The organism is Variovorax sp. 01T432 (genome assembly GCF_056398605.1).
Map to the genome: position 1 here is coordinate 33,436 of NZ_JBFTPS010000015.1, position 26,155 is coordinate 59,590.

24 protein-coding genes are annotated in these 26,155 nt (G+C 66.1%); 17 read left to right on the forward strand and 7 right to left on the reverse strand.

Features of this window, described 5'->3' with window-relative positions; translation table 11 throughout:
* Positions 1-22 precede the first annotated feature (22 nt).
* Complete coding sequence (fabI, locus tag AC1DNF_RS13855; protein WP_478149177.1) at positions 23-817, reverse strand: enoyl-ACP reductase FabI; 795 nt, start codon at positions 815-817, stop codon at positions 23-25.
* 37 nt (positions 818-854) lie between these two features.
* Between fabI and AC1DNF_RS13860 the strand changes: the two genes are divergently transcribed.
* From AC1DNF_RS13860 to AC1DNF_RS13915, 12 genes are all read left to right on the forward strand, one after another.
* The gene (locus tag AC1DNF_RS13860) at positions 855-2,651 is read left to right on the forward strand and encodes an extracellular solute-binding protein (RefSeq protein ID WP_478149178.1); all 1,797 of its coding nucleotides are present in this window, start codon (positions 855-857) and stop codon (positions 2,649-2,651) included.
* A gap of 10 nt (positions 2,652-2,661) precedes the next feature.
* Complete coding sequence (locus AC1DNF_RS13865) at positions 2,662-3,696, forward strand: microcin C ABC transporter permease YejB (RefSeq protein WP_478149179.1); 1,035 nt, start codon at positions 2,662-2,664, stop codon at positions 3,694-3,696.
* The gene (locus AC1DNF_RS13870) at positions 3,689-4,747 is read left to right on the forward strand and encodes an ABC transporter permease (RefSeq protein ID WP_478149180.1); all 1,059 of its coding nucleotides are present in this window, start codon (positions 3,689-3,691) and stop codon (positions 4,745-4,747) included. The genes AC1DNF_RS13865 and AC1DNF_RS13870 overlap by 8 nt, the downstream gene beginning before the upstream one ends.
* Positions 4,744-6,363, forward strand: coding sequence for an ABC transporter ATP-binding protein (locus AC1DNF_RS13875; protein WP_478149181.1), 1,620 nt, complete (start codon positions 4,744-4,746; stop codon positions 6,361-6,363). The genes AC1DNF_RS13870 and AC1DNF_RS13875 overlap by 4 nt, the downstream gene beginning before the upstream one ends.
* A gap of 20 nt (positions 6,364-6,383) precedes the next feature.
* Positions 6,384-7,601 (forward strand): YbfB/YjiJ family MFS transporter, encoded by a 1,218-nt coding sequence (locus AC1DNF_RS13880; protein WP_478149182.1) that lies wholly within the window; start codon positions 6,384-6,386, stop codon positions 7,599-7,601.
* A 168-nt stretch (positions 7,602-7,769) separates the two neighbouring features.
* Positions 7,770-8,381 carry a ribosome maturation factor RimP gene (gene rimP / locus AC1DNF_RS13885; RefSeq protein WP_478149183.1) on the forward strand — a complete coding sequence of 204 codons (612 nt, stop codon included), beginning with the start codon at positions 7,770-7,772 and terminating at the stop codon, positions 8,379-8,381.
* 17 nt (positions 8,382-8,398) lie between these two features.
* Complete coding sequence (nusA, locus tag AC1DNF_RS13890; protein ID WP_478149184.1) at positions 8,399-9,883, forward strand: transcription termination factor NusA; 1,485 nt, start codon at positions 8,399-8,401, stop codon at positions 9,881-9,883.
* 24 nt (positions 9,884-9,907) lie between these two features.
* A complete protein-coding gene (infB, locus tag AC1DNF_RS13895) occupies positions 9,908-12,844 on the forward strand; it encodes a translation initiation factor IF-2 (RefSeq protein WP_478149185.1) in 2,937 nt (978 codons plus the stop codon).
* Positions 12,845-12,874: 30 nt separating this feature from the next.
* A complete protein-coding gene (gene rbfA / locus AC1DNF_RS13900) occupies positions 12,875-13,246 on the forward strand; it encodes a 30S ribosome-binding factor RbfA (protein WP_478149186.1) in 372 nt (123 codons plus the stop codon).
* Positions 13,247-13,248: 2 nt separating this feature from the next.
* Complete coding sequence (truB, locus tag AC1DNF_RS13905; protein ID WP_478149187.1) at positions 13,249-14,208, forward strand: tRNA pseudouridine(55) synthase TruB; 960 nt, start codon at positions 13,249-13,251, stop codon at positions 14,206-14,208.
* Positions 14,205-16,034: a translational GTPase TypA gene (gene typA / locus AC1DNF_RS13910; protein WP_478149188.1), complete on the forward strand. Its 1,830-nt coding sequence runs from the start codon at positions 14,205-14,207 to the stop codon at positions 16,032-16,034. The genes truB and typA overlap by 4 nt, the downstream gene beginning before the upstream one ends.
* A gap of 5 nt (positions 16,035-16,039) precedes the next feature.
* Positions 16,040-16,945 (forward strand): DMT family transporter, encoded by a 906-nt coding sequence (locus AC1DNF_RS13915; RefSeq protein ID WP_478149189.1) that lies wholly within the window; start codon positions 16,040-16,042, stop codon positions 16,943-16,945.
* A 24-nt stretch (positions 16,946-16,969) separates the two neighbouring features.
* On the opposite strand, the gene AC1DNF_RS13920 is transcribed toward AC1DNF_RS13915, so the two are convergent.
* Genes AC1DNF_RS13920 through smpB form a run of 5 tightly spaced genes read right to left on the reverse strand, consistent with a single transcriptional unit; the run spans position 16,970 to position 19,785 of the window.
* Positions 16,970-17,359: a COG4315 family predicted lipoprotein gene (locus AC1DNF_RS13920; protein WP_478149190.1), complete on the reverse strand. Its 390-nt coding sequence runs from the start codon at positions 17,357-17,359 to the stop codon at positions 16,970-16,972.
* Positions 17,360-17,417: 58 nt separating this feature from the next.
* The gene (locus AC1DNF_RS13925) at positions 17,418-18,140 is read right to left on the reverse strand and encodes an anti-sigma factor family protein (protein WP_478149191.1); all 723 of its coding nucleotides are present in this window, start codon (positions 18,138-18,140) and stop codon (positions 17,418-17,420) included.
* Between the two features lie 14 nt (positions 18,141-18,154).
* Complete coding sequence (locus AC1DNF_RS13930) at positions 18,155-18,661, reverse strand: RNA polymerase sigma factor (protein ID WP_478149192.1); 507 nt, start codon at positions 18,659-18,661, stop codon at positions 18,155-18,157.
* Positions 18,662-18,716: 55 nt separating this feature from the next.
* Positions 18,717-19,292 carry an LbetaH domain-containing protein gene (locus tag AC1DNF_RS13935; RefSeq protein WP_478149193.1) on the reverse strand — a complete coding sequence of 192 codons (576 nt, stop codon included), beginning with the start codon at positions 19,290-19,292 and terminating at the stop codon, positions 18,717-18,719.
* 16 nt (positions 19,293-19,308) lie between these two features.
* Positions 19,309-19,785, reverse strand: a complete 477-nt coding sequence (gene smpB, locus AC1DNF_RS13940) for an SsrA-binding protein SmpB (RefSeq protein ID WP_478149194.1) — start codon at positions 19,783-19,785, stop codon at positions 19,309-19,311.
* 61 nt (positions 19,786-19,846) lie between these two features.
* Here smpB and AC1DNF_RS13945 point away from each other — a divergent pair, with 61 nt between their 5' ends.
* Positions 19,847-20,293 carry a type II toxin-antitoxin system RatA family toxin gene (locus tag AC1DNF_RS13945; RefSeq protein WP_478149195.1) on the forward strand — a complete coding sequence of 149 codons (447 nt, stop codon included), beginning with the start codon at positions 19,847-19,849 and terminating at the stop codon, positions 20,291-20,293.
* Positions 20,293-20,625, forward strand: a complete 333-nt coding sequence (locus AC1DNF_RS13950; RefSeq protein WP_478149196.1) for an RnfH family protein — start codon at positions 20,293-20,295, stop codon at positions 20,623-20,625. The genes AC1DNF_RS13945 and AC1DNF_RS13950 overlap by 1 nt, the downstream gene beginning before the upstream one ends.
* Positions 20,626-20,649: 24 nt before the next feature.
* Here the strand turns inward: AC1DNF_RS13950 and AC1DNF_RS13955 are convergent, their stop codons facing one another.
* Positions 20,650-21,180 (reverse strand): DUF4124 domain-containing protein, encoded by a 531-nt coding sequence (locus AC1DNF_RS13955; protein WP_478149197.1) that lies wholly within the window; start codon positions 21,178-21,180, stop codon positions 20,650-20,652.
* Positions 21,181-21,352: 172 nt separating this feature from the next.
* On the opposite strand from AC1DNF_RS13955, the gene guaB reads away from it, so the two are divergent.
* The 3 genes from guaB (at position 21,353) to AC1DNF_RS13970 (ending at position 26,147) form a co-directional block, all read left to right on the forward strand.
* Positions 21,353-22,822 carry an IMP dehydrogenase gene (guaB, locus tag AC1DNF_RS13960; protein WP_478149198.1) on the forward strand — a complete coding sequence of 490 codons (1,470 nt, stop codon included), beginning with the start codon at positions 21,353-21,355 and terminating at the stop codon, positions 22,820-22,822.
* A gap of 10 nt (positions 22,823-22,832) precedes the next feature.
* The gene (guaA, locus tag AC1DNF_RS13965) at positions 22,833-24,446 is read left to right on the forward strand and encodes a glutamine-hydrolyzing GMP synthase (protein WP_478149199.1); all 1,614 of its coding nucleotides are present in this window, start codon (positions 22,833-22,835) and stop codon (positions 24,444-24,446) included.
* A gap of 108 nt (positions 24,447-24,554) precedes the next feature.
* Positions 24,555-26,147, forward strand: coding sequence for an oleate hydratase (locus AC1DNF_RS13970; protein WP_478149200.1), 1,593 nt, complete (start codon positions 24,555-24,557; stop codon positions 26,145-26,147).
* Positions 26,148-26,155: the final 8 nt, after the last annotated feature.

The following is a 26,155-nucleotide window of genomic DNA, read 5'->3' on the forward strand; positions in this document are numbered from 1 at the left end:
TCGGATCGCGGCGCCGCGCTTGTCAGCTTCCGACAGGTTCCGCGATACCGCCCACCACATGGCTGAAGCCACCGTCGACATAGGTGATCTCTGCCGTCACGCCGCTGGCGAGGTCGCTCAGCAGAAAGGCGGCTACGTTGCCGACTTCGTCGATGGTCACGTTGCGGCGGATGGGCGAAACCTCGGCCACCACCGAGAGGATCTTGCCGAAGCCCTTGATGCCGCTGGCCGCCAGCGTCTTGATGGGGCCGGCGCTGATGCCGTTGACGCGCATGCCCTTGGGGCCGAGGGATTCGGCGAGGTAGCGCACCGAGGCTTCGAGCGAAGCCTTGGCCAGGCCCATGGTGTTGTAGTTGGGCAGCACGCGCAGCGCGCCGAGGTAGGTCAGCGTGAGCAGCGCCGACTTGTCGTTGAGGTAGGGCAGGGCGGCCTTGGCCATCGCAGGGAAGCTGTAGGCGCTGATGTCGTGCGCCACCCTGAAGCCTTCGCGCGAAAGCCCGTCGAGGAAGTCGCCGGCGATCGCCTCGCGCGGCGCGAAGCCGATGCTGTGGACGAAGCCGTCGAAGCGGGGCCAGGTCTGCGAGAGGTCGGCGAAGAGCTTGTCGATCTGCGCATCGTCGCCCACATCGCAATCGAAAATCAGCTTCGAGTCGAAATCGGCCGCAAACTCGGTGATGCGATCCTTGAAGCGCTCCCCCACATAGCTGAACGCGAGCTCGGCGCCCTGCGCGTGGCATGCCTTGGCAATGCCGTAGGCGATGGAGCGATTGCTCAGCACACCCGTGATCAGAAGTTTTTTGCCGGAAAGAAAGCCCATAAAGCGACCTCGTGTAAATCTTGTGCAGAATTCTCGCATGCGAGCTTGGCTGCTTTTCGTGTTGGCACTCTCGGCGGCCCCCTCGTGGGCCGCCTATGCCTATGCGCAATTCGGTGACATCAAGTACCCGCCCGGATTCACCCACTTCGACTACGTGAACCCGCGGGCCCCCAAGGGTGGCGAGCTGCGCATGGTGCCGCCGATCGCGGTCACCAACTTCGACAAGTTCAATCCGTTCACGCTCAAGGGCACCGCCCCGGCCGGGCTGGGCGTGCTGGTGTTCGAGAGCCTGCTGATCGGCAACTCGGAGGAGGCGACCACGGCCTACGGCTTGCTCGCCGAGGATGTGGAGGTCGCGCCCGACAAGCTCTCGGCCACCTTCCGCATTCGCCCGAACGCTCGCTTCAACGACGGCTCTCCGGTGCTGGCGGCCGACGTGGTGTATTCCTTCGAGACGCTGATCGGCAAGCTGGCGGCGCCGCAGTTCCGCACCATCTATGCGGAAGTCAAGCGCGCCGTCGCTGTGGGCGAGCGCACCGTGCGCTTCGACTTCGTCAATCCCAATCGGGAACTGCCGCTGGTGGTCGGCGGCATGGCCGTGTTCAGCCGCGCCTGGGGCGGCGGCAAGCCCTTCGACGAGATCACCGGCGACCTGCCCATCGCCTCCGGGCCCTACAAGCCGGCGAGCCCGCGGCTGGGCCGCGACATCACCTATGTGCGGGACCCGAACTACTGGGGCGCGGAACTGCCCGTGCGCAAGGGCCAGTTCAACTTCGACCGCCTCAGCTTCAAGCTCTATCTCGACGAGACCGCGCGCTTCGAGGGCCTCAAGGCCGGCGAGTTTGATTTCATGCGCGAGTTCATCTCGCGCAACTGGGCTCGGCAATACCAGGGCAAGCAGTTCAACTCGGGCGAGGTGAAGAAGCAGGTCTTCGAGAACCGCAACCCCGGCGACTTCCAGGGCTATGTCTTCAACCTGCGCAACCCGAAATTCCAGGACGTGCGGGTGCGGCAGGCGATCGGCCTGGCAATGGATTTCGAATGGCTCAACCGCCAACTCTTCTATGGGCTGTACAAGCGCGTCGACGGCTACTTTCCCAACAGCGAGTTCCACGCGTCGGGCCTGCCGGGCCCCGATGAGCTGGCGCTGCTCGAGCCGCTGCGCGCCAAGCTCAAGCCGGAAGTCTTCGGGCCCGCGGTCGTGTCGCCCTCGACCGATCCGCCTTCCAGCCTGCGGGGCAACCTGCGCCAGGCGCAGCAGTTGCTCGCGCAAGCCGGCTGGACCTATCGCGACGGGGCGCTGCGCAACGCAAAGGGAGAGGCACTCGACATCGAATTGCTCAACAACCAGCCTTCGCTGATCCGGGTGATCACACCCTTCCAGACCGCCTTGCGCAAGCTCGGCATCGATCTTCGCGTGCGTACCGTCGACGGGTCGCTTTATCAGCAGCGCATGGACAACTTCGAGTTCGAGATGACCACCGTGCGGCTCCCTGGCAGCAATGCGCCGGGCGGCGAGATGTTCGAGCTTCTCGGTTCGAAGGCGGCCGGCACGCCGGGCTCCGCGAACATCTGGGGCATCGCGGACCCCGCGGTGGATGCGCTGCTTCAGAAGATCGTCGTCGCGACCACGCGCCCGGAACTCGTGGCGGCAATGCGCTCGCTCGACCGGGTGCTGTCGCACGGCTTCTATTCGGTCCCCCAGTGGTACAGCGATGCATTCCTGGTGGGCTACCGGCCCGCCGGCTTCGTGCTGCCGCCGACCGTTCCGCCGTACTACCAGCCCGACACCTGGGCCATGTCGACATGGTGGGCCTCGCCCGCCAACAAGTAGGACGCATTCGATGGCCAGCTACATCCTCAAGCGCCTGCTGCTGATGGTGCCCACGCTTCTGGGCGTGTTGATCCTGACCTTCGTGGTGATCCAGTTCGTGCCCGGCGGGCCGGTGGAACAGATGGTCTCGCAGCTCCAGGGCCGCGATTCGGGGGGCGAGCGCGCCGCCGTCAGCGGGGCGGGCTACCGTGGCCGCCAGGGGCTCGACCCCAAGCGCATCGAGGAGATCAAGCAGCTCTATGGATTCGACAAGCCGCCCCTCGAGCGCTTCTGGGTCATGCTCAAGTCCTTCGCGCGCTTCGACCTGGGGCAGAGCTTCTACCAGCGCAAGGACGTGTGGCAGCTCGTCAAGGAAAAGATGCCGGTGTCGATCAGCCTGGGCCTGTGGACCTTCTTCATCAGCTACCTGATAGCGGTGCCGCTGGGTGTCGCGAAGGCGGTGCGCGCGGGCTCGCGCTTCGACTTCGTCACCACGCTGATCGTGCTCATCGGCTATGCCATCCCGGGCTTCGTGCTCGGCGTCGCATTGCTGGTGGTCTTCGGCGGGCAGCTGCAGTGGTTTCCGCTGCGTGGGCTGACCTCTTCGAACTGGGAGGCCATGGGGTGGGGGGCGCGCATCGTCGACTACCTGTGGCATATCACCTTGCCGATCATCGCGATGGTGCTGGGCAGTTTCGCGGTGACGGCGATGCTGACGAAGAACGCCTTCCTCGAGGAGATCCGCAAACAATACGTGCTGACCGCGCGCGCCAAGGGCCTGTCCGAGCGGCAGGTGCTCTGGAAGCACGTGTTCCGCAACGCGCTGATACCGATCATCACCGGCTTCCCGGCCGCATTCATCGGCGCCTTCTTCACCGGATCGCTCCTGATCGAGACGCTGTTCTCGCTCGATGGCCTGGGCCTGCTGAGCTACGAGAGCGTGATCCGGCGCGACTATCCGGTGGTGCTCGGCACGCTGTACCTCTTCACGCTGATCGGGTTGGTGACCAAGCTGATTTCCGATCTCTGCTATGTGGCCGTCGATCCGAGGGTGAAGTTTGACTAGCCCCGCCGCCCCGGCCCCGAGGCCCCAGATCTCGCCCGCCGGCCGGGCCTGGCTGCGCTTCAAGCGCAACCGGCTGGGCTATTGGAGCCTCGTCGTCTTCACGCTGCTGGTCGTGCTGAGCCTGTTCGCCGAAGTGCTCTCGACGGACAAGCCGCTGGTCGTGCGCTATGAGGGGCAGACCTACTTCCCCGTGCTGCGCGACTATTCTGAAAAGACCTTCGGCGGCGATTTCGAGACGCCGGCCGACTACCTCGATCCCTTCATCCGCGAGCGCATCACTTCGGGCGGCAACTGGGCGATCTACGCGCCCAATCCCTACGGCCCCCGAACGCTCAACTACTTCGCCAAGTCCCCGAATCCGGCGGCACCTTCGCGCGAGAACTTCTTCGGCAGCGACGACCGCGGCCGCGACCTGCTGGCGCAGCTCATCTACGGTTTCCGCGTGAGCGTGCTGTTCGCGCTGGCGCTCACTGTCATCGGCGTGGTGCTCGGGATCATCACGGGCGCCGTCCAGGGCTTCTTCGGCGGCAAGACCGATCTCGCGTTCCAGCGCTTCATCGAGATCTGGGGTTCGATGCCGGAGCTCTACCTGCTGATCATCTTCAGCGCCATCTTCGCGCCCAGCGTCGCTCTGCTGCTGGTGCTGCTGAGCCTGTTCGGCTGGATGGGCCTGTCGGACTACGTGCGCGCGGAGTTCCTGCGCAACCGGCAAATGGACTATGTGCGGGCCGCGCGGGCGCTGGGCGTGGGCAACCTGCAGATCATGTGGCGCCACATCCTGCCCAACAGCATGGTGCCGGTCGTCACCTTTCTGCCCTTTCGCATGAGCGCGGCGATCCTGGCCTTGACCTCGCTCGACTTCCTCGGCCTGGGCGTGCCGCCCGGCACGCCGTCGCTGGGTGAACTGCTGAGCCAGGGCAAGGCGAACATCGACGCCTGGTGGATTTCGCTCTCGACCTTCGGGGTGCTCGTGCTCACGCTGATGCTCCTGACCTTCATGGGCGACGCGCTGCGCGATGCGCTCGATCCGCGGAAGGCCGAAAAGCAATGAACCAGCCACTGCTGAATGTCCGGGGTCTGCGCGTCGCTTTCGGCGGCAAGGAGGTCGTGCACGGGATCGACCTCGATATTGCGCAAGGCGAGAAGCTCGCGCTGGTCGGTGAATCGGGTTCGGGCAAGACCGTGACCGCGCTGAGTCTGCTGCGGCTGGTGCAGAACGCCGACATCTCCGGCGCAGCGACCTTCGCCGGCGTGGCCGGCGGCGCCCCGACGCGCGACCTGCTGTCCCTGCCCGAGGCGCAGTTGCGCGGCATCCGCGGCAAGGAGATCGCGATGATCTTCCAGGAGCCGATGACGGCGCTCAACGCGCTCTACAGCGTGGGCGACCAGATTGCCGAGGTGCTTGAGCTTCACGAGGGGCTCTCGGCGCGGGACGCGCAGGAGGCGGCGGTCCAATTGCTGGCGGACACCGGCATTCCTGAGCCGGCGCGGCGGGCGAGGGCGTTTCCGCACCAGCTGTCCGGCGGCCAGCGGCAGCGCGCCATGATCGCGATGGCGCTGGCGTGCAAGCCTCGCCTTCTTCTGGCCGACGAGCCGACGACCGCGCTGGACGTCACGGTCAGGGCGCAGATTCTCGACCTGCTGGCCGAACTGCAGCGCAAGCACGGCATGGCGGTGCTGCTGATCACGCACGACCTCAACCTCGTGCGCCGCTTCGCCGATCGCGTGGCGGTGCTGGAAGACGGCCACCTTGTCGAGCAGGGCGCCGTGGCCGCCGTGTTCCGCTCGCCCCGTCATGCCTACACGCGAAGGCTGATCGACAGCCGTCCGACGCGGGACGTGGCGCCCGTCCCCCCGCTGGGGAATGCGGCACCGGTGCTGGAGGCCAGGGCGCTGCGCGTCATCTATCCAGTACCGCGGCCCGGTGTCGCGGGATGGTTCCGCAAGGGCGAGTTCGTGGCGGTCCAGGGTGCCGATTTCCGCATCGCGCCGGGCGAGACGCTGGGGGTCGTGGGCGAGTCCGGCTCGGGCAAATCGACGCTCGCCCTGGCCGCGCTCGGCCTGCTCAAGCACAAGGGTGAGCTGGCGGTGGCCGGCCGCCAGTGGGCCGCGGGCGGCAACAGCGATCGCGCGCTGCGCCGGCTGATGCAGGTGGTCTTTCAGGATCCGTTCTCCTCGCTTTCTCCGCGCATGACGGTCGAACAGATCGTCGGCGAGGGGCTCACGGTGCATGCGCCCGAACTCGACACGGGGGCGCGCCGCCTTCGCTCGATCGCCGCGCTGGACGATGTCGGGCTGACCGAGGCGCAGTTTCCCTCGCTGCTGCAGCGCTATCCGCACGAGTTCTCGGGCGGCCAGCGGCAGCGGCTGGCAATTGCGCGGGCCCTGATCGTCGACCCGAAGCTGCTGGTGCTCGACGAACCCACCAGCGCGCTGGACGTCACCATCCAGAAGCAGGTGCTGGGGCTTCTTCAGCGCCTGCAGCGCGAGCGCGGGCTGAGCTATCTGCTGATCACGCATGACGTCGAGGTCATCCGCGCGATGGCGCACCAGGTCATCGTCATGAAAGACGGCGCGATTCTGGAGTCCGGCGCCGTCGGGCGAGTGCTCGATGCGCCCTCGCACCCCTATACCCAGAAGCTGGTCGCGGCCGCCCTGGCGGATTGAAAGAACCCGGAGAGCTTGGAATGTCGTTGATCGGAAATGACAGGCGAGGCGCCTGGCGGGCGGCGCTGGCCTGCATGGTGACGCTGGCCGTGGCCATGGGCCTGGGGCGCTTCGCGTTCACGCCGATGCTGCCCGTCATGCTGCAGGAGGGGAAGCTGGACTTGCAGGCCGGCGGCGTCCTGGCGTCGCTGAACTACCTCGGCTATTTCCTCGGCGCGCTTTCCTGCGCGGCGATCCGGTTGCGCCCCGCGAGCATGGTGCGCGGCGGTCTGGTGGCGACGGCGGCACTGCTGCTCGGAATGGGGCTGCTTCACGGGTTTGCGGTTTGGGGAGTGCTGCGGACCGCCGCCGGCGTGATGAGCGCCTGGACCTTCGTCTTCGCCTCCGGCTGGGGCCTGCGGCGGCTGGCCGAGACCGGATCGCCGGCGCTGGCGGGCGTGATCTACACGGGGCCGGGCATCGGTATCGCCGTCACCGGTCTGTTGGGCGGGGCCGTTGGGCGCTGGGGCTCGGAGGCCGGCTGGATCGGGTTCGGGCTGCTGTCGCTGGTGCTGATCGCCGTGATCTGGCGGATCTTCGGCGATGCCGCACCGCCAGCCAGCGGCGCGCCTGGCCACGCGGCAGCGGCGCCGACGATCACGGAATCGGCCGCCGCACGTCACGACGCGCGCTGGCTGGTGGCGCTCTACGGCCTCGCCGGCTTCGGTTACATCATCACGGCAACCTTTCTCCCGGTGATTGCGCGGCGGGCCCTGCCTGGTTCGCCCTGGCCGGACCTGTTCTGGCCCCTTTTTGGTCTGGCGATCGTCCCGGGCGCTTTGATTGGCGCCCGCGCCCCCACCCATTGGGACAACCGCCTGCTGCTTGCCGTGGCCTATGCTTTGCAAGCGTCCGGCGTGGTGCTGTCCGTGGTCTGGCCGACCATCGCGGGCTTCACCCTGGGCAGTCTGCTGCTGGGCATGCCTTTCACGGCGATCACCCTGTTCGCGGTCAGGGAAGCGCGGCGATTGCGCGGCAACGCCGCCGCCGGGCTGATCGGCTATGCGACGGCGTCCTATGGCGTCGGCCAGATCCTCGGACCGCTGTTCGCGGCACCGCTGGCGCAGCGAACAGGCTCCTTCGCCGTCCCCTTGCTGGTGGCCGCGGCCGTTCTGGCGTTCGGGGCGCTTCTGTTTGCATCCGTCTGGCGGCGCTCCGCGGCCCTAAAGCTGCCCCGGGTGCGTAGAAACCCCTCTTAATTAACGCGTTTGGCATATAATTCGAGGCTCACGACCAAACGGGCGGGTACCAACCGCCCGTTTTTTATTGGTCGAAGCATTTCGATGCCGCAAAGCGGGTAGATGGCAGGCAGGGCGGACAGGCTGGGGACGGCGGCATCGGGCAACTCAAAAGGCGCATACAGACACGTGGCATTGCAGCAGACAGTGGAACAAACCGTGGCCGGGCTCGGCTACGACCTGGTCGAGATCGAACGATCGGCCGGGGGATTGCTGCGCGTCACGATTGATTTGCCCTGGAAAGCCCCCACTTCAGAAGCTGTCGCAGCGGGTGTGCCGGAGCCTCTGGTGACCGTGGAAGACTGCGAAAAGGTCACGCGCCAGTTGCAGTTCGCGCTCGAAGTGGACGGCGCCGACTACAAGCGACTCGAAGTTTCGTCGCCGGGTATTGACCGGCCGCTTCGCAATGAGCAGGATTTCGAACGTTTTGTCGGTGAGGTCATCGACATCACGCTGAAGGCGCCGATGGGCGCGGCGGCGGCCGGCCAGGTGTCGGCCAGTCGCAAGAAATTTCGCGGCACGCTGGAGCGGGTCGCAGCGGCCGATGGCACGCAGGGTTGGCAGATTGTCTGGAGCGATGCTCCGGCGCCCAAGCCCGGACAGAAGATCAGCAAGAAGCGCGCGCCCGCACCCCTGCAGGCGCTGGGTTTTGCTTTGGACGAGCTGCGCGAGGCGCGGCTCGCCCCGATAGTGGATTTCAAGGGGCGCAGGCCCAAACCTGGCACGTTGGTGTCGGACTGAACGAGGAGAGTGGTGGCATGAATCGCGAAATGTTGATGTTGGTGGATGCGATCTCGCGCGAGAAGAACGTCGAACGTGACGTCGTCTTCGGCGCGGTCGAGTCCGCCCTGGCGCAAGCCACCAAGAAGCTCTACCAGGGCGACGTGGACATTCGCGTCGCCGTCGATCGCGACAGCGGTGACTATGAGACCTTCCGCCGCTGGCATGTCGTCCCGGACGAAGCCGGCCTGCAGCTCCCCGACCAGGAGATCCTCCTGTTCGAAGCCAAGGAAGAAATGCCCGACATCGAGGTCGACGAGTACATCGAGGAAGCGGTGGATTCGGTGCCGATCGGCCGCATCGGCGCGATGGCGGCCAAGCAGGTCATCCTGCAGAAGATCCGCGACGCGGAGCGCGAGATGCTGCTCAACGACTTCATGTCGCGCGGCGAGAAGATCTTCACCGGTACCGTCAAGCGCCTGGACAAGGGTGACATCATCGTCGAGGCTGGCCGTGTCGAAGGCCGGCTGCGTCGCAGCGAGATGATCGCCAAGGAGAACCTGCGCAACGGCGACCGCGTGCGCGCCATGATCATGGAGGTTGACCTCACCCTGCGCGGTGCGCCGATCATCCTGTCGCGTTCTGCGCCGGAGTTCATGGTCGAGCTCTTCCGCCAGGAAGTGCCCGAGATCGAACAAGGCCTGCTCGAGATCAAGAGCTGCGCCCGCGACCCCGGCTCGCGCGCCAAGATCGCCGTGCTCTCCCACGACAAGCGGGTCGATCCGATCGGCACCTGCGTTGGCGTGCGCGGTACCCGCGTCAATGCCGTCACCAATGAGCTGGCCGGCGAGCGTGTGGACATCGTCCTGTGGAGCGAAGACCCGGCGCAATTCGTGATCGGCGCGCTCGCGCCGGCCAATGTGTCGTCGATCGTGGTCGACGAGGAAAAGCATGCGATGGACGTGGTGGTCGACGAGGAAAATCTCGCGATCGCGATCGGCCGCGGCGGCCAGAACGTGAGGCTCGCCTCCGATCTGACCGGCTGGAAGATCAACATCATGGACGCCAACGAGTCGGCCCAGAAGCAGGCGACCGAGACGGATGCCAGCCGCAAGCTCTTCATGGAGAAGCTCGATGTCGACGAGGAAATCGCCGACATCCTGATTTCCGAGGGCTTCACCAGCCTGGAAGAAGTCGCCTACGTGCCGATCTCCGAGCTGCTCGAAATCGAGAGCTTCGACGAGGACACGATCAACGAGCTGCGTTCGCGCGCCAAGGATGCGCTGCTGACCATGGAAATCGCCCGGGAAGAGGACGTCGAGGGTGTCTCGCAGGATTTGCGCGACCTCGAAAGCCTCGATCTGGAACTGATTCCGAAATTGGCCGAGGCGGGTGTCCACACCCGTGACGACCTGGCCGACCTTGCGGTCGATGAACTCACCGAGATCACCGGCCAATCCGCCGATGACGCCAAGAACCTCATCTTGAAAGCCCGCGAACATTGGTTCGCCGGCCAAGAGTGACGGTCATGGAGGCACGAAACCAATATGTCCAGTACCACTGTCGCCGAGTTCGCGAACGAGCTCAAGAAGACTCCCGAAATCCTGCTTGACCAGCTCAAGAGCGCGGGGGTGACCAAGGTTGCCCCGACCGACGCGCTCACCGAGGCTGACAAGCAGCGCCTGCTTGGCTTCCTGAAGGCCAGTCATGGCACGCTCGAGCCCGAGCGAAAGAAGATCACGCTGACCAAGAAGTCGACCAGCGAGATCAAGCAGGCCGATGCCACCGGTCGCGCCCGCACCATCCAGGTCGAGGTGCGCAAGAAGCGCACCTTCATCCAGCGCGATGAAGGCCATCCGGCGGCGGCCGAGCCGGTGCCGCAGGCCGAGGCGCCCGCTGTCGCAGCCGCGCCTGCCGCGCCGCGCATCGAGGAAGCCGAACTCGCCCGCCGCGAGGAAGAAGCGCGCCGCCAGGCGGAGCTGATCCGTCGCCAGGAAGAAGAACTGGTCGAGAAGCGTCGCCTGCGCGAGGAAGCCGAAGCCCGCGAACGCGAGAAGGCCGAGCGGGCCGAGCAGGCCGAACGCGCCGAACAGGAAGCCAAGGCGGCGCGCAAGAAGGCTGCAGAGGCCGCCGCGGCCGTGACCGCGACCGAAGGCGCTCCGGAAGCGCCCGAGGAAGCCCCTGCCGTGACGGACCGCAAGGCAGCCGCCGAGGCCGCGGCCACGCAGGCCAAGGAGGACGCCAAGGCCAAGGTCGCCGCCGAATCGAAGGCTCGCGCCGACGAGGAAGCCGTCCGCGCCAAGGACCTCGACGAGCGTCGCCGCAAGGCCCTCGCCGAAGCCGAAGCCATTCGCGCAATGATGAACGCGCCGGCTCGTGTGCTGGTGCCGCACAAGGCGCCCGAGAAGCCGCAGCCCGAAGCCGCCAAGGCGGGAGTCAAGGGCACGCTGCACAAGCCCACGGCGCCCCCGGCCCGTCCGGGAGCGCCAGCCGCGCCCGGCGCGGCAGGCGCGGCGGCAGCACCCGGCGGTGCCGGCAAGGAAGTCAAGTCGGCCAAGCTCTCTTCGAGCTGGGCGGGCGACACGGCCAAGAAGAAGGAAATCAAGACCCGCGGCGATGCCAGCGGGGGTGTCGGTCGCGGCAATTGGCGCGGAGGCCCGCGCGGGCGTCGCGGCAATGATCGCGGAAGTCAGGAAGAACGCGTGCAGGCCGCGCCGGTCGAGGCGCGCATCCTTGAGGTGCATGTGCCCGAGACCATCACGGTGTCGGAACTCGCGCACAAGATGGCCGTCAAGGCGTCGGAAGTCATCAAGCAACTGATGAAGCTCGGCCAGATGGCGACCATCAACCAGTCGCTGGACCAGGACACCGCGATGATCATCGTGGAAGAAATGGGCCACAACGCCGTCGTGGCCGCCCTGGACGACCCGGAAGCCTTCACTGACGAGGACGTGTCGGCACAGCAGGCCGAGGCACTGCCGCGTGCGCCGGTCGTGACCGTGATGGGCCACGTCGACCACGGCAAGACCTCGCTGCTCGACTACATCCGCCGCGCCAAGGTCGCCGCGGGCGAAGCCGGCGGTATCACGCAGCACATCGGCGCCTACCACGTGGAGACGGCGCGCGGCATGGTGTCCTTCCTCGACACCCCGGGTCACGAGGCGTTCACCGCCATGCGTGCCCGCGGCGCCCAGGCCACCGACATCGTGATCCTGGTGGTCGCGGCGGACGACGGCGTCATGCCGCAGACCAAGGAAGCGATCAAGCACGCGAAAGCGGCCGGCGTGCCGATCGTGGTCGCGATCAACAAGATCGACAAGCCCGATGCCAACCTCGATCGCGTCAAGCAGGAGCTGGTCGCGGAAGAGGTCGTGCCTGAAGAGTACGGCGGCGACGTGCCGTTCGTGCCGGTTTCCGCCAAGACGGGGCAGGGCGTGGACGATCTGCTCGAACAGGTGCTGTTGCAGGCCGAGGTGCTGGAACTCAAGGCGCCGGTGGATGCCGCCGCCAAGGGTCTGGTCATCGAAGCGCAGCTCGACAAGGGCCGTGGCCCGGTCGCGACGGTGCTCGTGCAATCCGGCACGCTGAAGACCGGCGACGTGGTGCTGGCCGGCTCGACCTATGGTCGCGTGCGCGCCATGATCGACGAGGATGGCAAGTCCATCAAGACCGCGGGTCCGTCGATCCCGGTGGAGATCCAGGGCCTGACCGAGGTGCCGCAAGCCGGCGACGAGTTCATGGTGATGAACGACGAGCGCCGTGCGCGCGAGATCGCGACCTACCGTGCCGGCAAGTTCCGCAACACCAAGCTCGCCAAGCAGCAGGCCTCCAGCCTGCAGAGCATGTTCACCGACCTTTCGGCGGGCGAAGTGCAGACCTTGCGGATCATCATCAAGGCCGACGTGCAAGGCTCGCAGGAAGCACTGGCGCAGTCCCTGCAGAAGCTGGCGACCGAAGAGGTCAAGGTGCAGATCGTGTACGCCGGTGTGGGCGGCATCAGCGAGAGCGACATCAACCTCGCCATCGCTTCGAAGGCGATCGTGATCGGCTTCAACGTGCGCGCCGATGCAGGTGCGCGCAAGCTGGCCGAAGGCAACGGCGTGCAACTGAACTACTACAGCATCATTTACGACGCTGTGGACGAGATCAAGGTTGCCATGTCCGGCATGCTGGCACCCGAGCGGCGCGAAGAGATCATCGGCTCCGCCGAGATCCGCACGGTGTTCGTGGCGTCCAAGATCGGTACGGTTGCGGGTTGTATGGTCACCTCGGGTTCTGTCAACCGCAGCGCGCATTTCCGCCTGTTGCGCGACAACGTGGTGGTCTATACGGGCGAAGTCGATTCGATCAAGCGCCTCAAGGACGACGTGCGCGAAGTGCGCGAAGGCTTCGAGTGCGGTATCAAGCTCAAGAACTACAACGACATCAAGGAAGGTGATCAGCTGGAGTTCTTCGAGATCAAGGAAATCGCCCGGACGCTGTAAGCGCCCCCAGCGAACCCTTCGAAACCGGCCATGCCCAAGAGAAAAGCTGCAACCCCCAACCGCGCCTTCAAGGTCGCCGATCAGATCCAGCGGGATCTGACGGAGTTGATCGCGCGCGAGTTGAAGGACCCGCGCGTGGGCATGGTCACGATCCAGGCGGTCGAGGTCACGCCCGACTATGCGCATGCGAAGGTCTACTTCAGCATGCTCACGGGGGACACCGCGCAGACCACCGAAGCGCTCAACCAGGCCGCGGGCTTCCTGCGCAACGGCCTTTTCAAGCGCCTCCATATTCACACGGTGCCCACGCTGCACTTCCTGTTCGACCGCACCACCGAGCGCGCGGCCGACATGAATGCGCTGATTGCGCAGGCCGTCGCGTCTCGTTCGAAAGACGACTGACGATGAACGCGCCACGCACAAGGGTGCAGCGGCGCCCTGTGCACGGGGTGTTGCTGCTCGACAAGCCGCTGGGTCTCTCCAGCAACCAGGCCTTGCAAAAGGCCAAGTGGTTGCTGCGCGCCGAAAAGGCCGGGCATACAGGCACGCTCGATCCCCTCGCGACCGGCGTGCTGCCGCTGTGCTTCGGCGCGGCGACCAAGTTCAGTCAGCTGCACCTTGATGCCGACAAGATCTACGAAGCCATCGCCCGTCTGGGCGTGAAGACCTCGACCGGGGACGCAGAGGGCGATGTGATCGCCGAGCGGCCCGTCGCGGTGACGCCCGATGATCTCGCGCGGGTGCAGGCCCGGTTTACGGGACCGATTCGCCAGGTGCCGCCGATGCACAGCGCGCTCAAGAAGGACGGCAAGGCGCTGTATGAATATGCCCGCGAGGGCATCGAGATCGAACGTGCGCCGCGCGACGTCGTGATCCATGCGCTGACGATTTCCGCGGCAGCGGAGGCGGACACGATTCGCATCGTCGCCAGTGTGAGCAAGGGCACCTACATTCGCACGCTCGGCGAGGACATCGGCGAGGCGCTCGGCTGCGGCGCCCACCTGAGATCGCTGCGCCGCCTGGCGACGGGCAATTTCGGCGTCGCGCAGTGCATCACGCTCGACGCGCTGGAAGCCATGGACGAGGAAGAACGCCTGGCGCGCCTGTTGCCTGCCGAATCCCTCGTGGCCGGCCACGGCCGTGTCACGCTCGGCGCCGAAGATGCGGCTCGCTTTCTCTCGGGTCTGCGTCGCCGCGGCAGTTGGCCCGATGCCGCCGAGGTGGCCGTGTTCGGTAGCGAGCCGCATGCGTTTCTCGGCACCGGCCACGTGACGGCCAACGAACTGATCCCGGGGCGCTTGCTGAACCCCATCGAAATCCAGCAAATTCTTTTGAACGCATCTCTCTGCGAAACGACACCATGAGTACCCAGAAGCAAATCCGCAATATCGCCATCATTGCCCACGTGGACCATGGCAAGACCACCATGGTCGACCAATTGCTGCGCCAGTCCGGCACCTTCGCGGAGCACGAGAAGGTGGTCGACACCGTGATGGACAACAACGCCATCGAAAAAGAGCGCGGCATCACGATTCTGGCCAAGAACTGCGCCGTGACCTGGCAAGGCACGCACATCAACATCGTGGACACCCCCGGCCACGCCGACTTCGGCGGCGAAGTGGAACGTGCCCTCAGCATGGTCGATGGCGTGGTGTTGCTGATCGACGCCCAGGAAGGCCCGATGCCGCAGACGCGTTTCGTGACCAAGAAGGCGCTGGCCCTGGGTCTCAAGCCCATCCTGGTGGTGAACAAGGTCGACAAGCCTGGTGCGCGCCCTGACTTCGTGGTCAATGCCGCCTTCGACCTGTTCGACAAGCTCGGCGCGACCGATGAACAGCTGGATTTCCCCGTGGTCTACGCATCGGGCATCAATGGCTGGTCGTCGATGGAAGAGGGCGCCCCGGGTGAGCAGTGGGGGCCCGACATGTCGGCCCTGTTCAATACCGTGCTCAAGCATGTGCCGGCCCAGGAGGGCGATCCCGCGGCGCCGCTGCAACTGCAGATCTCCGCGCTCGACTTCTCGACCTTCGTGGGGCGCATCGGCGTGGGCCGCATCAGCGCCGGAACCATCAAGCCCATGATGGACGTCGTGGTGATGGAGGGGCCGGACGGCAAGGCTATCAAGGGCCGCGTCAACCAGGTATTGACTTTCCAGGGCCTGGAACGCGTGCAGGCCACGGAAGCCGGTCCGGGCGAAATCGTTCTGATCAACGGCCTTTCCGACATCGGCATCGGCGTGACGATCACCGACCCCGCCAACCCGGCGCCGTTGCCGATGCTCAAGGTGGACGAGCCCACCCTGACGATGAACTTCTGCGTCAACACCAGCCCGCTGGCCGGTCGTGAAGGCAAGTACATCACCAGCCGCCAGATCTGGGACCGCCTGCAGAAGGAGTTGCAGCACAACGTGGCCCTGCGCGTCAAGGAAACCGACGAAGAAGGCATCTTCGAAGTCATGGGCCGCGGGGAACTGCACCTGACCATCCTGCTGGAGAACATGCGCCGTGAAGGCTACGAGCTGGCGGTATCCAAGCCGCGCGTGGTGTTCCGGGACATCGACGGCGTCAAGCACGAGCCGATCGAGATGGTGACCATCGACATCGAAGAGCAGCACCAGGGCGGCGTGATGCAGGCCATGGGCGAGCGCAAGGGCGATCTGGTCAACATGGAGCCGGACGGCCGTGGCCGTGTGCGCCTGGAATACCGCATCCCGGCGCGTGGTCTAATCGGTTTCACCAACGAATTCCTGAACCTGACGCGCGGCTCGGGCTTGATTTCCAATATCTTCGACAGCTACGAACCGCACAAGGGTGACATCGGCGGGCGCAAGAACGGTGTGCTGATTTCCATGGACGACGGGGAGATCTTCACGTACGCGCTGGGCAAGCTGGACGACCGCGGACGCATGTTCGTGCGCGCCAATGATCCGGTGTACGAGGGCATGATCGTCGGCATCCACAACCGTGACAACGACCTGGTGGTCAACGCGACGCGCACCAAGCAACTGACCAATTTCCGTGTGTCGGGCAAGGAAGACGCGATCAAGGTCACGCCTCCGATCGAGCTGACGCTCGAGTACGGCGTGGAATTCATCGAGGACGACGAACTGGTCGAAATCACGCCGAAGAGCGTTCGCCTGCGCAAGCGCTACCTGAAGGAACACGAGCGCAAGCGCGCTTCCCGCGAATAGAGATCGTGAGATTGACGCACGGCCGTGCCGCCTGGCTGATGGTTGCCGTCACGCTGATGTGGGCGACGGCCGGCGTTGTCACGCGCCATCTCGAGTTCGCGCGCAGCTTCGAGGTGACCTTCTGGCGCGCCTTCTTCACGCTGTTGTCGTTGCTCGTGATCCTGCCTGCCTGGCAGGGGCGTGCGGTGTTCCTGAAGATGCGCCAGGGCGGCCGCGAGCTCTGGGTTTCCGGCCTCTGCTGGAGCGTGATGTTCACGGCCTTCATGGTGGCGCTCACGATGACCAGCGTGGCCAATGTGCTCGTAACGATGGCCCTCGGCCCTTTGTTGACGGCGCTCGCGACCCGCATCTTCATCGGCCACAAGCTGCCGGGGCGTACCTGGGTCGCCATCGTGCTCGCGGGCCTCGGCATCGGCTGGATGTACGGTGCGCAACTGGCCGAGGGGCTGCTGATGGGCACGCTGGTCGCCTTGTGCGTGCCCCTGGCGGGCGCCTGCAACTGGACTGTCGTCCAGCATGCGCACGCGAAAGGGCATGACATCGACCTGGTTCCGGCCGTCCTGATCGGCGCGGCGGTCTCCTGCCTTGCCACGCTGCCGCTGGCGTGGCCTTTCCAGGCCAATGCGCACGACCTGGGTCTGCTCGCATTCCTCGGCCTGTTTCAGCTGGCGATTCCGTGCGTGCTTTCGGTGATGTGCGCGCGCATCCTGAAGGCGCCGGAAGTGGCGCTGCTCGCCCTGCTCGAAGTCATCTTCGGCATCGCCCTGGCGTGGCTCGGTGCCGGCGAAGAGCCCGAGCCGAGCGTGCTCACGGGGGGGCTGCTGGTGATCGGCTCGCTGGTGTTCAACGAACTGCTGGGCCTGCGCGACCGGCGCGAGGCCCGGCAGCAGGCGCTGCCTGCCGCGCATTGACGGGCGGCGGCCTCGGGTGCCCGCTCAGGGGCGCGCGACTTTCCATACGTTCAGAATGCCGTCGCCCGTCTTGTCGCCGGGCTTCGTGTCCTTGCTCCAGTAGTAGAGCGGCGAGCCCTTGTAGGCCCACTGCTTCTTGCCGTCGTCGCGCACGATGATGGTGTAGGCCCCCATCGGCTTGGCGGTATCGCTGGCCATCAGCGGCGGCCAGTTGGTGGCGCAGCCACCGTTGCAGAGGGACTTGCCGCTGTCCTTCGGATCGCGGTCGGAGGTGTAGAGCGTCATGCCTGTCGGGCCGATCAGCACGCCGTCGGCGGTGCGCGTCGGGGTATCCGGCGCGGAGGCCATCTTGGACATGCTGCCGCATCCAACGAGCAGGGCGGCGGCAAGGATCGAAGCGCTGAGCAGTTTCATGAAGTTTCTCCTTCGGTTAAGAACAGGTGTGACCGGCACAGTCTAGCGCCCGGTCCTTTCAAAGCTGGCGGTACACCGCGCTCGCGAGGCCCAACAGCACATCGCGCGGAAGCGAACCCGCCAGCGCATAGCCGAAACCATGGTCGACCCAGTAGAAGCTCGGCACCGGGCCGTCCGTCGAAAAGCGGAATGCGGTTTCGCCCGACCGCGTCTTGTCGGTGGTGTCGTTCAGGCTGCCGATGTAGAGCGTGATGCGCTCACCGCCCGCGCGCTCGTACATGAACTGCGCGCGGGCGCCCTCGTTGCCTGGCAGCAGGCGGCCACCCACCAGCGAGTAGCCCTGGGCGGTGAGGTCGGGCACCTTAATCGGCTTGTCGAGCCGCTTCGACAGCCATTGGGCCAGGTGCTGCTCCTCGGCCGCCACCACCTCGACCGGGTGACGCTTCTCGGGCGCATAGACCGCGTGCGCGACCGATGCCGCATGCACGAACTCGCGCGTCGCCATGGGAGCGCTCGCCAGGGTCTCGCCCGTGCGCATGTCGGCCCATTGGTCGTTCGCCAGCCAGCCGGCGCCGAAGGCCATCATCACGCCGGCCGCCACGCCGCCCCAGCGCATCCAGCGTGCCTGCCGGGCGTGATGCGCCTCGGCAAGCCCGGCCGCGGCCAGCAGGGCGGGCGGCACGGGTTCGTCGAGCACTTCCCGGTGCAGGCGGCGCAGCGCCTCGCGCTGGGCCCTCCAGGCGGGCTGATCGGTGTCGGGTGGCGGCGTGGGATGGTTCATGGCAATGGGTGCGGTTATTTCAGGCGTCGCAGACCGGACCGATGCGCCAGCGCCGGCGCGCCTTCCATCAGTTCCTGAAGGCGCACCCGCGCGCGTGAAAGGCGCGACATCACGGTGCCCACCGGGACGTCCAGCACCCTGGCGACCTGGGCGTAGGAGAGGTCCTCGAGCGCCACCAGCAGGAGCACGGCGCGCTGGTGTTCAGGCAGCAGGAGCAGGCAGCGCTGGAGGTCGATGGCCTGGTCGCGGTGCGAGTCGACGCCGCGCAGTTCATGCACCACGTCGTCGATGTCAACCATCGTTCGCGGCGTCGCGCGTCGGACCTGGCTCGCGAACACGTTGTGCATGATGGTGAACAGCCAGGCCCGGAGGTCGCTGCCCGCGGTCCACAGCCGCCACTTGCTGCAGGCGCGCTCCAGCGTGTCCTGCACCAGGTCGTCCGCGGCCCATGCGTCGCCGGTCAGCGCGCGGGCATAGCGGCGCAGACTCGGGATGTGATCGACCAGCCGGCGAGTGTCCATGGATTCACCAACGCCGGGATGGCCCGGTTTATTCCGTGCGGCCGGAAAAAATGCCTCAGCGGTCGCCGCGGATCACACGTTGCTTGAGCCGCTTCGCCGGGTTGCCGCCATACACCGTCCAGGGCTCCAGCGACCGGAAGGCGACGCTTCGGGCACCCAGCACGGCCCATTCCCCGACTTCGACTCCCGGCCCGACGAAGGCTTCGGCCGCGATCCAGGCGCCGGCGCCGATGGTGATCGGCTGCGCGGTGAGCTGGAAGGTGGCCGACCCGATGTCGTGACTGCCGGCGCACAGGTGCGCGCCCTGCGAGACCAGCGCGGCGCGGCCGAGCGAGATCGGCGCCATGTTGTAGCAGATCACGCGCTCGGCGAGGATGGCGCGGTCGGCCAGATGCAGATGCGGCGGATACCAGACGCGCGCGCTGCCGCGAACGTCACTTCCCGCGCCCACCTGCGCCCCGAAGAGCTTCAGCAGGAATCGGCGCCAGGCGCGCATCTGCGGCGGCGTCCACGAGGCCAGCACAGCCCAGGTCGCATTCCACACCGCCCGGAAGATCCGGTTGGAGAGCGAAAAGCTGGGACCGCCTTCGAGCGGATTGGTGCGCGCGGCATCGAGGGGTTTGATCGCCATGGGGTTTTCGTTTCCTTCAGCGGCTGCGGCTCTTCATGGCCCGCTCGACCTCGCGCTTGCCTTCGCGGTCCTTGATGGTGTCGCGCTTGTCATGCTCGGCCTTGCCCTTGGCCAGGGCGATCTCGCATTTCACCTTGCCGGCCTTCCAGTGCAAGTTGAGCGGCACCAGGGTGTAGCCCTTCTGCTCGATCTTTCCGATCAGGCGCCGGATCTGTTCCTTGTGCAGCAGCAGCTTCTTGGTACGGACCGAATCGGGGCTGATGTGTGTGGACGCGGACTTGAGCGGGTTGATCTGGCAGCCGATCACGAACAGTTCGCCGTCGCGGATCACGACATAGCCGTCGGTGAGCTGCACCTTGCCTTCGCGCAGGGATTTGACCTCCCAGCCTTCCAGCACCATCCCCGCCTCGAAGCGTTCCTCGAAGAAATAGTTGTACGCCGCCTTCTTGTTGTCGGCGATGCGGGTGGAGGGGTCTTGTTTTTTTGTGGCCATGTTGAATCAGGTGAGGCTGCATGGCTTCAATACAATCCGTCGCGCACGCTGTGCCGATTCTATGAAAACARTCCACAAGTCCGTCCTCATCTGGTACAGCGCCAACGAGATGTATAGCCTCGTCACCGATGTGGCCCGGTATCCCGAGTTCCTGCCCTGGTGCGACAAGGCCAAGGTGATCGAGCAGGACGAGGCCGGAATGACCGCCGAGGTCGGGCTGGCCTTCAGTGGTTTTCACCAGAGCTTCACCACCCGAAACACCCACGTTCCCGGCCGCGAAGTGCATCTGAAGCTCGTCAGCGGCCCCTTCTCGAACCTGGATGGCGTCTGGAAGTTCACCCCCGTGGGCGAAGATGGCGAGCGCGCCTGCCGCGTCGAGCTCAATCTCAGCTACGGCTTCAGCAACTTCGCGCTGCAGGCATTGGTGGGGCCGGTGTTCGACAAGATCGCCTCCAACCTGGTCGAGGCTTTCGTCAAGCGCGCCGGGCACGTCTTCGGCAAGGCCTGATGCCGTTGGTGACCGTGACCTGCTCGCCGGCGCCGCGCGAGGTGTTCGAGGAGACCGTGCGCCTGGCGCAGGGGGCGACGGCGCGGGACGCGGTGCTCGCCAGCAGCCTCGGCGCGCGCTTTCCCCAGCTCGACTGGCAGGCCATGACGCCCGGCGTCTGGGGCCGGGCAGTGGAATGGGACCATGTGCTCGAGGAACTGGATCGAGTCGAGCTGTGCCGTCCGTTGACGGTCGATCCCAAGGTGGCGCGGCGGGAGCGATTCCGCCAGCAGGGTGCGCGAGGAACCGGCCTGTTTGCCCGTCGGCGCAAGGGCGGCAAGGCCGGCTACTAGCTCGGCCCTCCGGGGGGACGACGCCTACCTGGCGCAGTCGGAGTCGATGACCGACTGCAGACGCTGCGTTTCCTCGGCGCGGGCCTTGTCGTCCAGGATCTCCCGCTCGCCTTGTGTGTTCGTGCGGGCGATGCGGATGCCGCTGTCGAAAGTCGCCTTGCTCTGGAGCGCGCGCTTGCAGTTGTCGGCCTTGGCCTGCGCGAGCTTCTGGTCTTCGGCCGCCTTCCTGGCCTTTTCCGCTTCCTCGGCCTTGCGCGCCTTTTCTTCCAGCTCCTTGTCGACGCCGGTGGGCTTGGCGCCACCCGCCGCGACTGGGGCTGGTGCCTGCGGCGCGGCGTCCGCCGGCGGCGCGGCGGTGGATGCGGCCGGGGAGAGGGTCACGCGTGCCTGGGCCGCTCCGGGCCGGCGCAGGATATTCTTCTCGGGGATATCGGGCGGTGGTCCCTGATCGCTGAAGACCTTCTTGTTGTTCTTGTCGATCCATTGCCATTGGGCATGCGCGCCCAGCGGCAGCAAAAGGACCGATCCCAGTACGAGCAAGTGCGCGATCTTCATGGGCGGCAGTTTAGCGCCGCCTTACGTTTTGCAACGTGCCGGCTGGCATTTTCGCAACGCTTTGGGTCTCTTGGGGCGGCTTTACGGTCGAACGCGCGCTCCAAGGCGCATGTCCCTCGGTCCGGGCAAGTACCTAGGGCGTCGTTACAATCCGTCTTTTGGAGCTTCACCCATGCGCCTTCTCGGCAAAGCGCTCACCTTCGACGACGTGTTGTTGGTGCCAGCGTTCTCCCAGGTCCTGCCCAAGGACGCCTCCCTCGCCACCCGACTGTCCCGCAACATCACGTTGAATCTGCCGTTGGTCTCCGCCGCGATGGACACCGTGACGGAAGCACGCCTTGCGATCGCCATCGCGCAGGAAGGGGGCATCGGCATCGTCCACAAGAACCTCACGCCCGCCGAGCAGGCCGCCCACGTCGCCAAGGTGAAGCGCTATGAATCCGGCGTCCTGCGCGACCCGGTGGTGATCACGCCGACGCACACCGTGCGGCAGGTGATGGCGCTGTCCGACCAGCTCGGCATCTCCGGCTTCCCGGTGCTCGATGGCGGCAAGGTGGTCGGCATCGTCACTGGGCGCGATCTGCGCTTCGAGAGCCGCTACGAGGTGCCCGTCAGCGAGATCATGACGCCGCGGGAGAAGCTCATCACCGTGCCGGACGGCACCACGCTGGCCGATGCCAAGGCGCTCCTCAACAAGCACAAGCTCGAACGCCTGCTCGTCATCAACAACGCGTGGGAGCTCAAGGGCCTCATCACCGTCAAGGACATCACCAAGCAGACCAGCTTCCCGAACGCCGCGCGCGATGCCAGCGGTCGCCTGCGCGTGGGCGCCGCCGTCGGCGTGGGCGAGGGCACCGAGGAGCGCGTGGAAGCGCTGGTGAAGGCCGGCGTCGACGCGATCGTGGTCGACACCGCCCACGGCCACAGCTCCGGCGTGATCGAGCGTGTGCGCTGGGTCAAGAGAAACTATCCGCAGGTCGACGTGATCGGCGGCAACATCGCCACCGGCGACGCGGCCCGCGCGCTGGCCGATGCGGGTGCGGACGCGGTGAAGGTCGGCATCGGCCCGGGTTCCATCTGCACCACGCGCATCGTGGCCGGCGTGGGCGTGCCGCAGATCATGGCGGTCGACAACGTCGCGACCGCCTTGCAGGGCAGCGGCATTCCGTTGATTGCCGATGGTGGCATCCGCTATTCGGGCGACATCGCCAAGGCCATCGCGGCCGGCGCCAGCACGGTGATGATGGGCGGCATGTTCGCCGGCACCGAAGAGGCGCCCGGCGAGATCGTGCTGTTCCAGGGACGCAGCTACAAGAGCTATCGCGGCATGGGCTCCATCGGCGCGATGCAGCAGGGCAGCGCGGACCGCTACTTCCAGGAATCCACCACCGGCAATCCGAACGCCGACAAGCTGGTGCCCGAGGGCATCGAAGGCCGCGTGCCGTACAAGGGCTCGATGGTCTCCATCATCTACCAGATGGCCGGCGGCCTGCGCGCCAGCATGGGCTACTGCGGCTGCGCCACCATCGAGGACATGAAGAACAAGGCCGAGTTCGTCGAGATCACCACGGCCGGCATCCGCGAGAGCCACGTGCACGACGTGCAGATCACCAAGGAAGCGCCGAACTACCGCGCGGAGTGATCGGCATCTCATGCAACATCAAAAGATCCTGATTCTCGATTTCGGCTCGCAAGTCACCCAACTGATCGCGCGGCGCGTGCGTGAGGCGCATGTGCTCTCCGAGGTCCATCCCTGCGATGTCACCGACGAGTGGGTGCGCGAGTACGCCAAGGACGGCAGCCTCAAGGGCGTCATCCTGTCCGGCAGCCACGCGAGCGTGTACGAAGAGACGACGGACAAGGCCCCGCAGGCCGTGTTCGAGCTCGGCGTGCCGGTGCTGGGCATCTGCTACGGCATGCAGACCATGGCGCACCAGCTGGGCGGCAAGGTCGAAGGCGGCCACAAGCGCGAGTTCGGCTTCGCGGCGGTGCGGGCGCGCGGCCACACCGAGCTGCTGCGGGACATCGCCGATTTCACGACCGATGACGGCCACGGCATGCTCAATGTCTGGATGAGCCACGGCGACAAGGTCACCGAGCTGCCTCCGGGCTTCAAGCTGATGGCCTCCACCGAGAGTTGCCCGATCGCCGGCATGGCCGACGAGCACCGGCGCTTCTACGCGGTGCAGTTCCACCCCGAAGTCACGCACACGCAGCAGGGCAAGGCGATTCTCGAGCGCTTCGTGCTGGGCATCTGCGGCGTCAGGCCCGACTGGGTGATGCGCGACCACGTTGCCGAAGCCGTCGAGGCGATCCGCCGGCAGGTGGGCGACGAGGAGGTCATTCTCGGCCTGTCGGGCGGTGTCGATTCATCGGTGGCCGCCGCGCTGATCCACCGCGCGATCGGTGACCAGCTCACCTGCGTGTTCGTCGATCACGGGCTGCTGCGCCTGAACGAAGGCGACATGGTGATGGACATGTTCGTCGGCCAACTGCACGCGAAGGTGATTCGTGTCGATGCGAGCGAATTGTTCCTCGGCAAACTGGCGGGCGTGAGCGACCCGGAAGCCAAGCGCAAGATCATCGGCGGCGAGTTCGTCACCGTGTTCAAGCAGGAGGCGGCCAAGCTGACCAGCGCCGGCGCCAAGGGTGCCAAGTGGCTCGCCCAGGGCACCATCTACCCCGACGTGATCGAGTCCGGCGGCGCGAAGAGCAAGAAGGCCGTCACCATCAAGAGCCACCACAACGTCGGCGGCTTGCCGGAGCAGCTGGGCCTGAAGTTGCTCGAACCCTTGCGCGACCTGTTCAAGGACGAAGTCCGCGAACTCGGCGTGGCGCTCGGCCTGCCGCCCGAGATGGTGTACCGCCATCCCTTCCCGGGCCCGGGCCTGGGGGTGCGCATCCTGGGCGAAGTGAAGAAGGAATACGCCGACCTGCTGCGCCGCGCCGATGCGATCTTCATCGAGGAGCTGCGCAACTTCAAGGACGACGCGACCGGCAAGAACTGGTACGAACTCACCAGCCAGGCCTTCGCCGTCTTCCTGCCGGTCAAGAGCGTGGGCGTGATGGGCGACGGCCGCACCTACGACTACGTCGTGGCGCTGCGCGCGGTGCAGACCAGCGACTTCATGACGGCGGACTGGGCCGAGTTGCCCTATGCGCTGCTCAAGAAGGTGTCGGGGCGGATCATCAACGAGGTGCGCGGGATCAACCGCGTGACCTACGACGTGAGCAGCAAGCCGCCGGCGACGATCGAGTGGGAGTGAGCTGAATCCCGGCGGCCCCGATCCGGTCGCCACTGAACGCTTGATCTGCATCAATGCCACGCGCGCCGGCGTGGTTAGAGTCGCGGCTCGCAACAGGAGTGCAAGCCGATGTCGAAGCCCGATCGAAGCACCGTCAAGGCCCATCTCATCGGCGGCGGCATCGCCTCGCTCGCCGCCGCGGCCATCCTCATTCGTGATGGGGATCTTCCGGGCCGCAACATCAGCATCTACGAAGAACTCGACCGGTTGGGCGGTAGCCTGGATGGCTCCGGAGACGCCGAGAAGGGCTACATGGTCCGCGGCGGCCGGATGATCGAGAGCAAGTACCTCTGCACCTACGATCTGTTCTCCTCGGTGCCGGCGCTCGATGGCAGGCAGACCGTCACGCAGGAAATCTTTCAGTGGAACGAGCTCATCAAGACGGGTTCGAAATCGCGGCTCGTGCGCGGCGGCCGGAGGATCGATGCGCCTGAATTCGGCCTGAGCGAGATGCACATTCTCATCATCGAGAAGCTTGCGATCGAGCCCGAAGCCCTGCTCGGTGCGAGCCGGATCTCCGACCACTTCGACGCGGCCTTCTTCAGTACCGACTTCTGGTTCATGTGGTGCACGACCCTTGCCTTCCAGCCGTGGCACAGTGCGATCGAGCTCAAGCGCTACCTCGTGCGCTTCACCCACATGGTGGCCGGCTTCAATGAGCTGCACGGCATCATGCGCACGGTCTACAACCAGTACGACTCGCTGGTCCTGCCGCTGCGGAAGTGGCTGGAAGAGCGCGGCGTCGAGTTCCGTCTGGGCACCCGGGTGACGGATATCCGCTTCGTCGAACGGGCGGGCGGGACCTTCGTCGAAGCCATCGCCCATGACCGGCAAGGCGAGCAAGGCGAAGTGGCCGTCGGCGCCCGGGATGTCGTCATCGCCACGCTGGGTTCGATGACCGAGGGCGCCTCGATCGGCGGCATGGATGCGGCGCCGGTACTCCATGACAAGCGCGAGGGCGGCGCCTGGAGCTTGTGGGAGAAGATCGCCACGGGCCGGCCCGCGCTCGGCCGGCCGGGCGCCTTCGCCGACCATGTCGACGATTCCAAGTGGCTGTCCTTCACGACGACGCTCAAGGATCCGGCGCTCTTCACGATGGTGCGCGACTTCACGGGCAACGTGCCCGGCGAAGGCGGCCTCATCACCTTCACCGATTCGAACTGGCTGCTGTCGATCGTGCTGCCGCACCAGCCCCATTTCATCGGGCAGCCCGACGACGTCCAGGCGCTCTGGGGCTACGGCCTGTTCATCGACAAGCCGGGCAACCATGTGAACAAGCCGATGGCCGCCTGCACCGGCCGCGAGCTGATGACCGAGCTCCTCGGTCACCTGGGCGCGGGCGATCGGACGGAGGCAATCCTGTCCCAGGCGATCTGCCTGCCCTGCCTGATGCCCTTCATCACCAGCCAGTTCCTGCCGCGAGCCAGGGGCGACCGGCCCGCGGTTCATCCCGAGGGGTACGCGAACTTCGCCGTCACCGGGCAGTTCTGCGAGCAGCCGGACGACGTGGTCTTCACGGTCGAGTACTCGATCCGATCCGCCATGTCGGCGGTCTACGCGCTGCTCGAAATCGATCGGAAGCCGCCCGGCGTGTTCAAGGGTCACCATGACCTTCGAAACCTGTACAAGGCCTTTCGCGCGCTGCACGACATGGACGCGTAGCACGCCAG

What these genes read in the sequence shown, in the direction of transcription:
- guaA (WP_478149199.1), top strand. Translation starts at nt 22,833, where the DNA reads ATGCAACATCAAAAGATCCTGATTCTCGATTTCGGCTCGCAAGTCACC.
- AC1DNF_RS13970 (WP_478149200.1), top strand. Translation starts at nt 24,555, where the DNA reads ATGTCGAAGCCCGATCGAAGCACCGTCAAGGCCCATCTCATCGGCGGC.
- AC1DNF_RS13880 (WP_478149182.1), top strand. Translation starts at nt 6,384, where the DNA reads ATGTCGTTGATCGGAAATGACAGGCGAGGCGCCTGGCGGGCGGCGCTG.
- guaB (WP_478149198.1), top strand. Translation starts at nt 21,353, where the DNA reads ATGCGCCTTCTCGGCAAAGCGCTCACCTTCGACGACGTGTTGTTGGTG.
- rbfA (WP_478149186.1), top strand. Translation starts at nt 12,875, where the DNA reads ATGCCCAAGAGAAAAGCTGCAACCCCCAACCGCGCCTTCAAGGTCGCC.
- truB (WP_478149187.1), top strand. Translation starts at nt 13,249, where the DNA reads ATGAACGCGCCACGCACAAGGGTGCAGCGGCGCCCTGTGCACGGGGTG.
- AC1DNF_RS13935 (WP_478149193.1), bottom strand. Translation starts at nt 19,292, where the DNA reads ATGGCGATCAAACCCCTCGATGCCGCGCGCACCAATCCGCTCGAAGGC.
- fabI (WP_478149177.1), bottom strand. Translation starts at nt 817, where the DNA reads ATGGGCTTTCTTTCCGGCAAAAAACTTCTGATCACGGGTGTGCTGAGC.
- AC1DNF_RS13930 (WP_478149192.1), bottom strand. Translation starts at nt 18,661, where the DNA reads ATGGACACTCGCCGGCTGGTCGATCACATCCCGAGTCTGCGCCGCTAT.
- AC1DNF_RS13925 (WP_478149191.1), bottom strand. Translation starts at nt 18,140, where the DNA reads ATGAACCATCCCACGCCGCCACCCGACACCGATCAGCCCGCCTGGAGG.
- AC1DNF_RS13955 (WP_478149197.1), bottom strand. Translation starts at nt 21,180, where the DNA reads ATGAAGATCGCGCACTTGCTCGTACTGGGATCGGTCCTTTTGCTGCCG.
- AC1DNF_RS13865 (WP_478149179.1), top strand. Translation starts at nt 2,662, where the DNA reads ATGGCCAGCTACATCCTCAAGCGCCTGCTGCTGATGGTGCCCACGCTT.
- AC1DNF_RS13860 (WP_478149178.1), top strand. Translation starts at nt 855, where the DNA reads ATGCGAGCTTGGCTGCTTTTCGTGTTGGCACTCTCGGCGGCCCCCTCG.
- AC1DNF_RS13875 (WP_478149181.1), top strand. Translation starts at nt 4,744, where the DNA reads ATGAACCAGCCACTGCTGAATGTCCGGGGTCTGCGCGTCGCTTTCGGC.
- AC1DNF_RS13920 (WP_478149190.1), bottom strand. Translation starts at nt 17,359, where the DNA reads ATGAAACTGCTCAGCGCTTCGATCCTTGCCGCCGCCCTGCTCGTTGGA.
- typA (WP_478149188.1), top strand. Translation starts at nt 14,205, where the DNA reads ATGAGTACCCAGAAGCAAATCCGCAATATCGCCATCATTGCCCACGTG.
- nusA (WP_478149184.1), top strand. Translation starts at nt 8,399, where the DNA reads ATGAATCGCGAAATGTTGATGTTGGTGGATGCGATCTCGCGCGAGAAG.
- smpB (WP_478149194.1), bottom strand. Translation starts at nt 19,785, where the DNA reads ATGGCCACAAAAAAACAAGACCCCTCCACCCGCATCGCCGACAACAAG.
- infB (WP_478149185.1), top strand. Translation starts at nt 9,908, where the DNA reads ATGTCCAGTACCACTGTCGCCGAGTTCGCGAACGAGCTCAAGAAGACT.
- AC1DNF_RS13950 (WP_478149196.1), top strand. Translation starts at nt 20,293, where the DNA reads ATGCCGTTGGTGACCGTGACCTGCTCGCCGGCGCCGCGCGAGGTGTTC.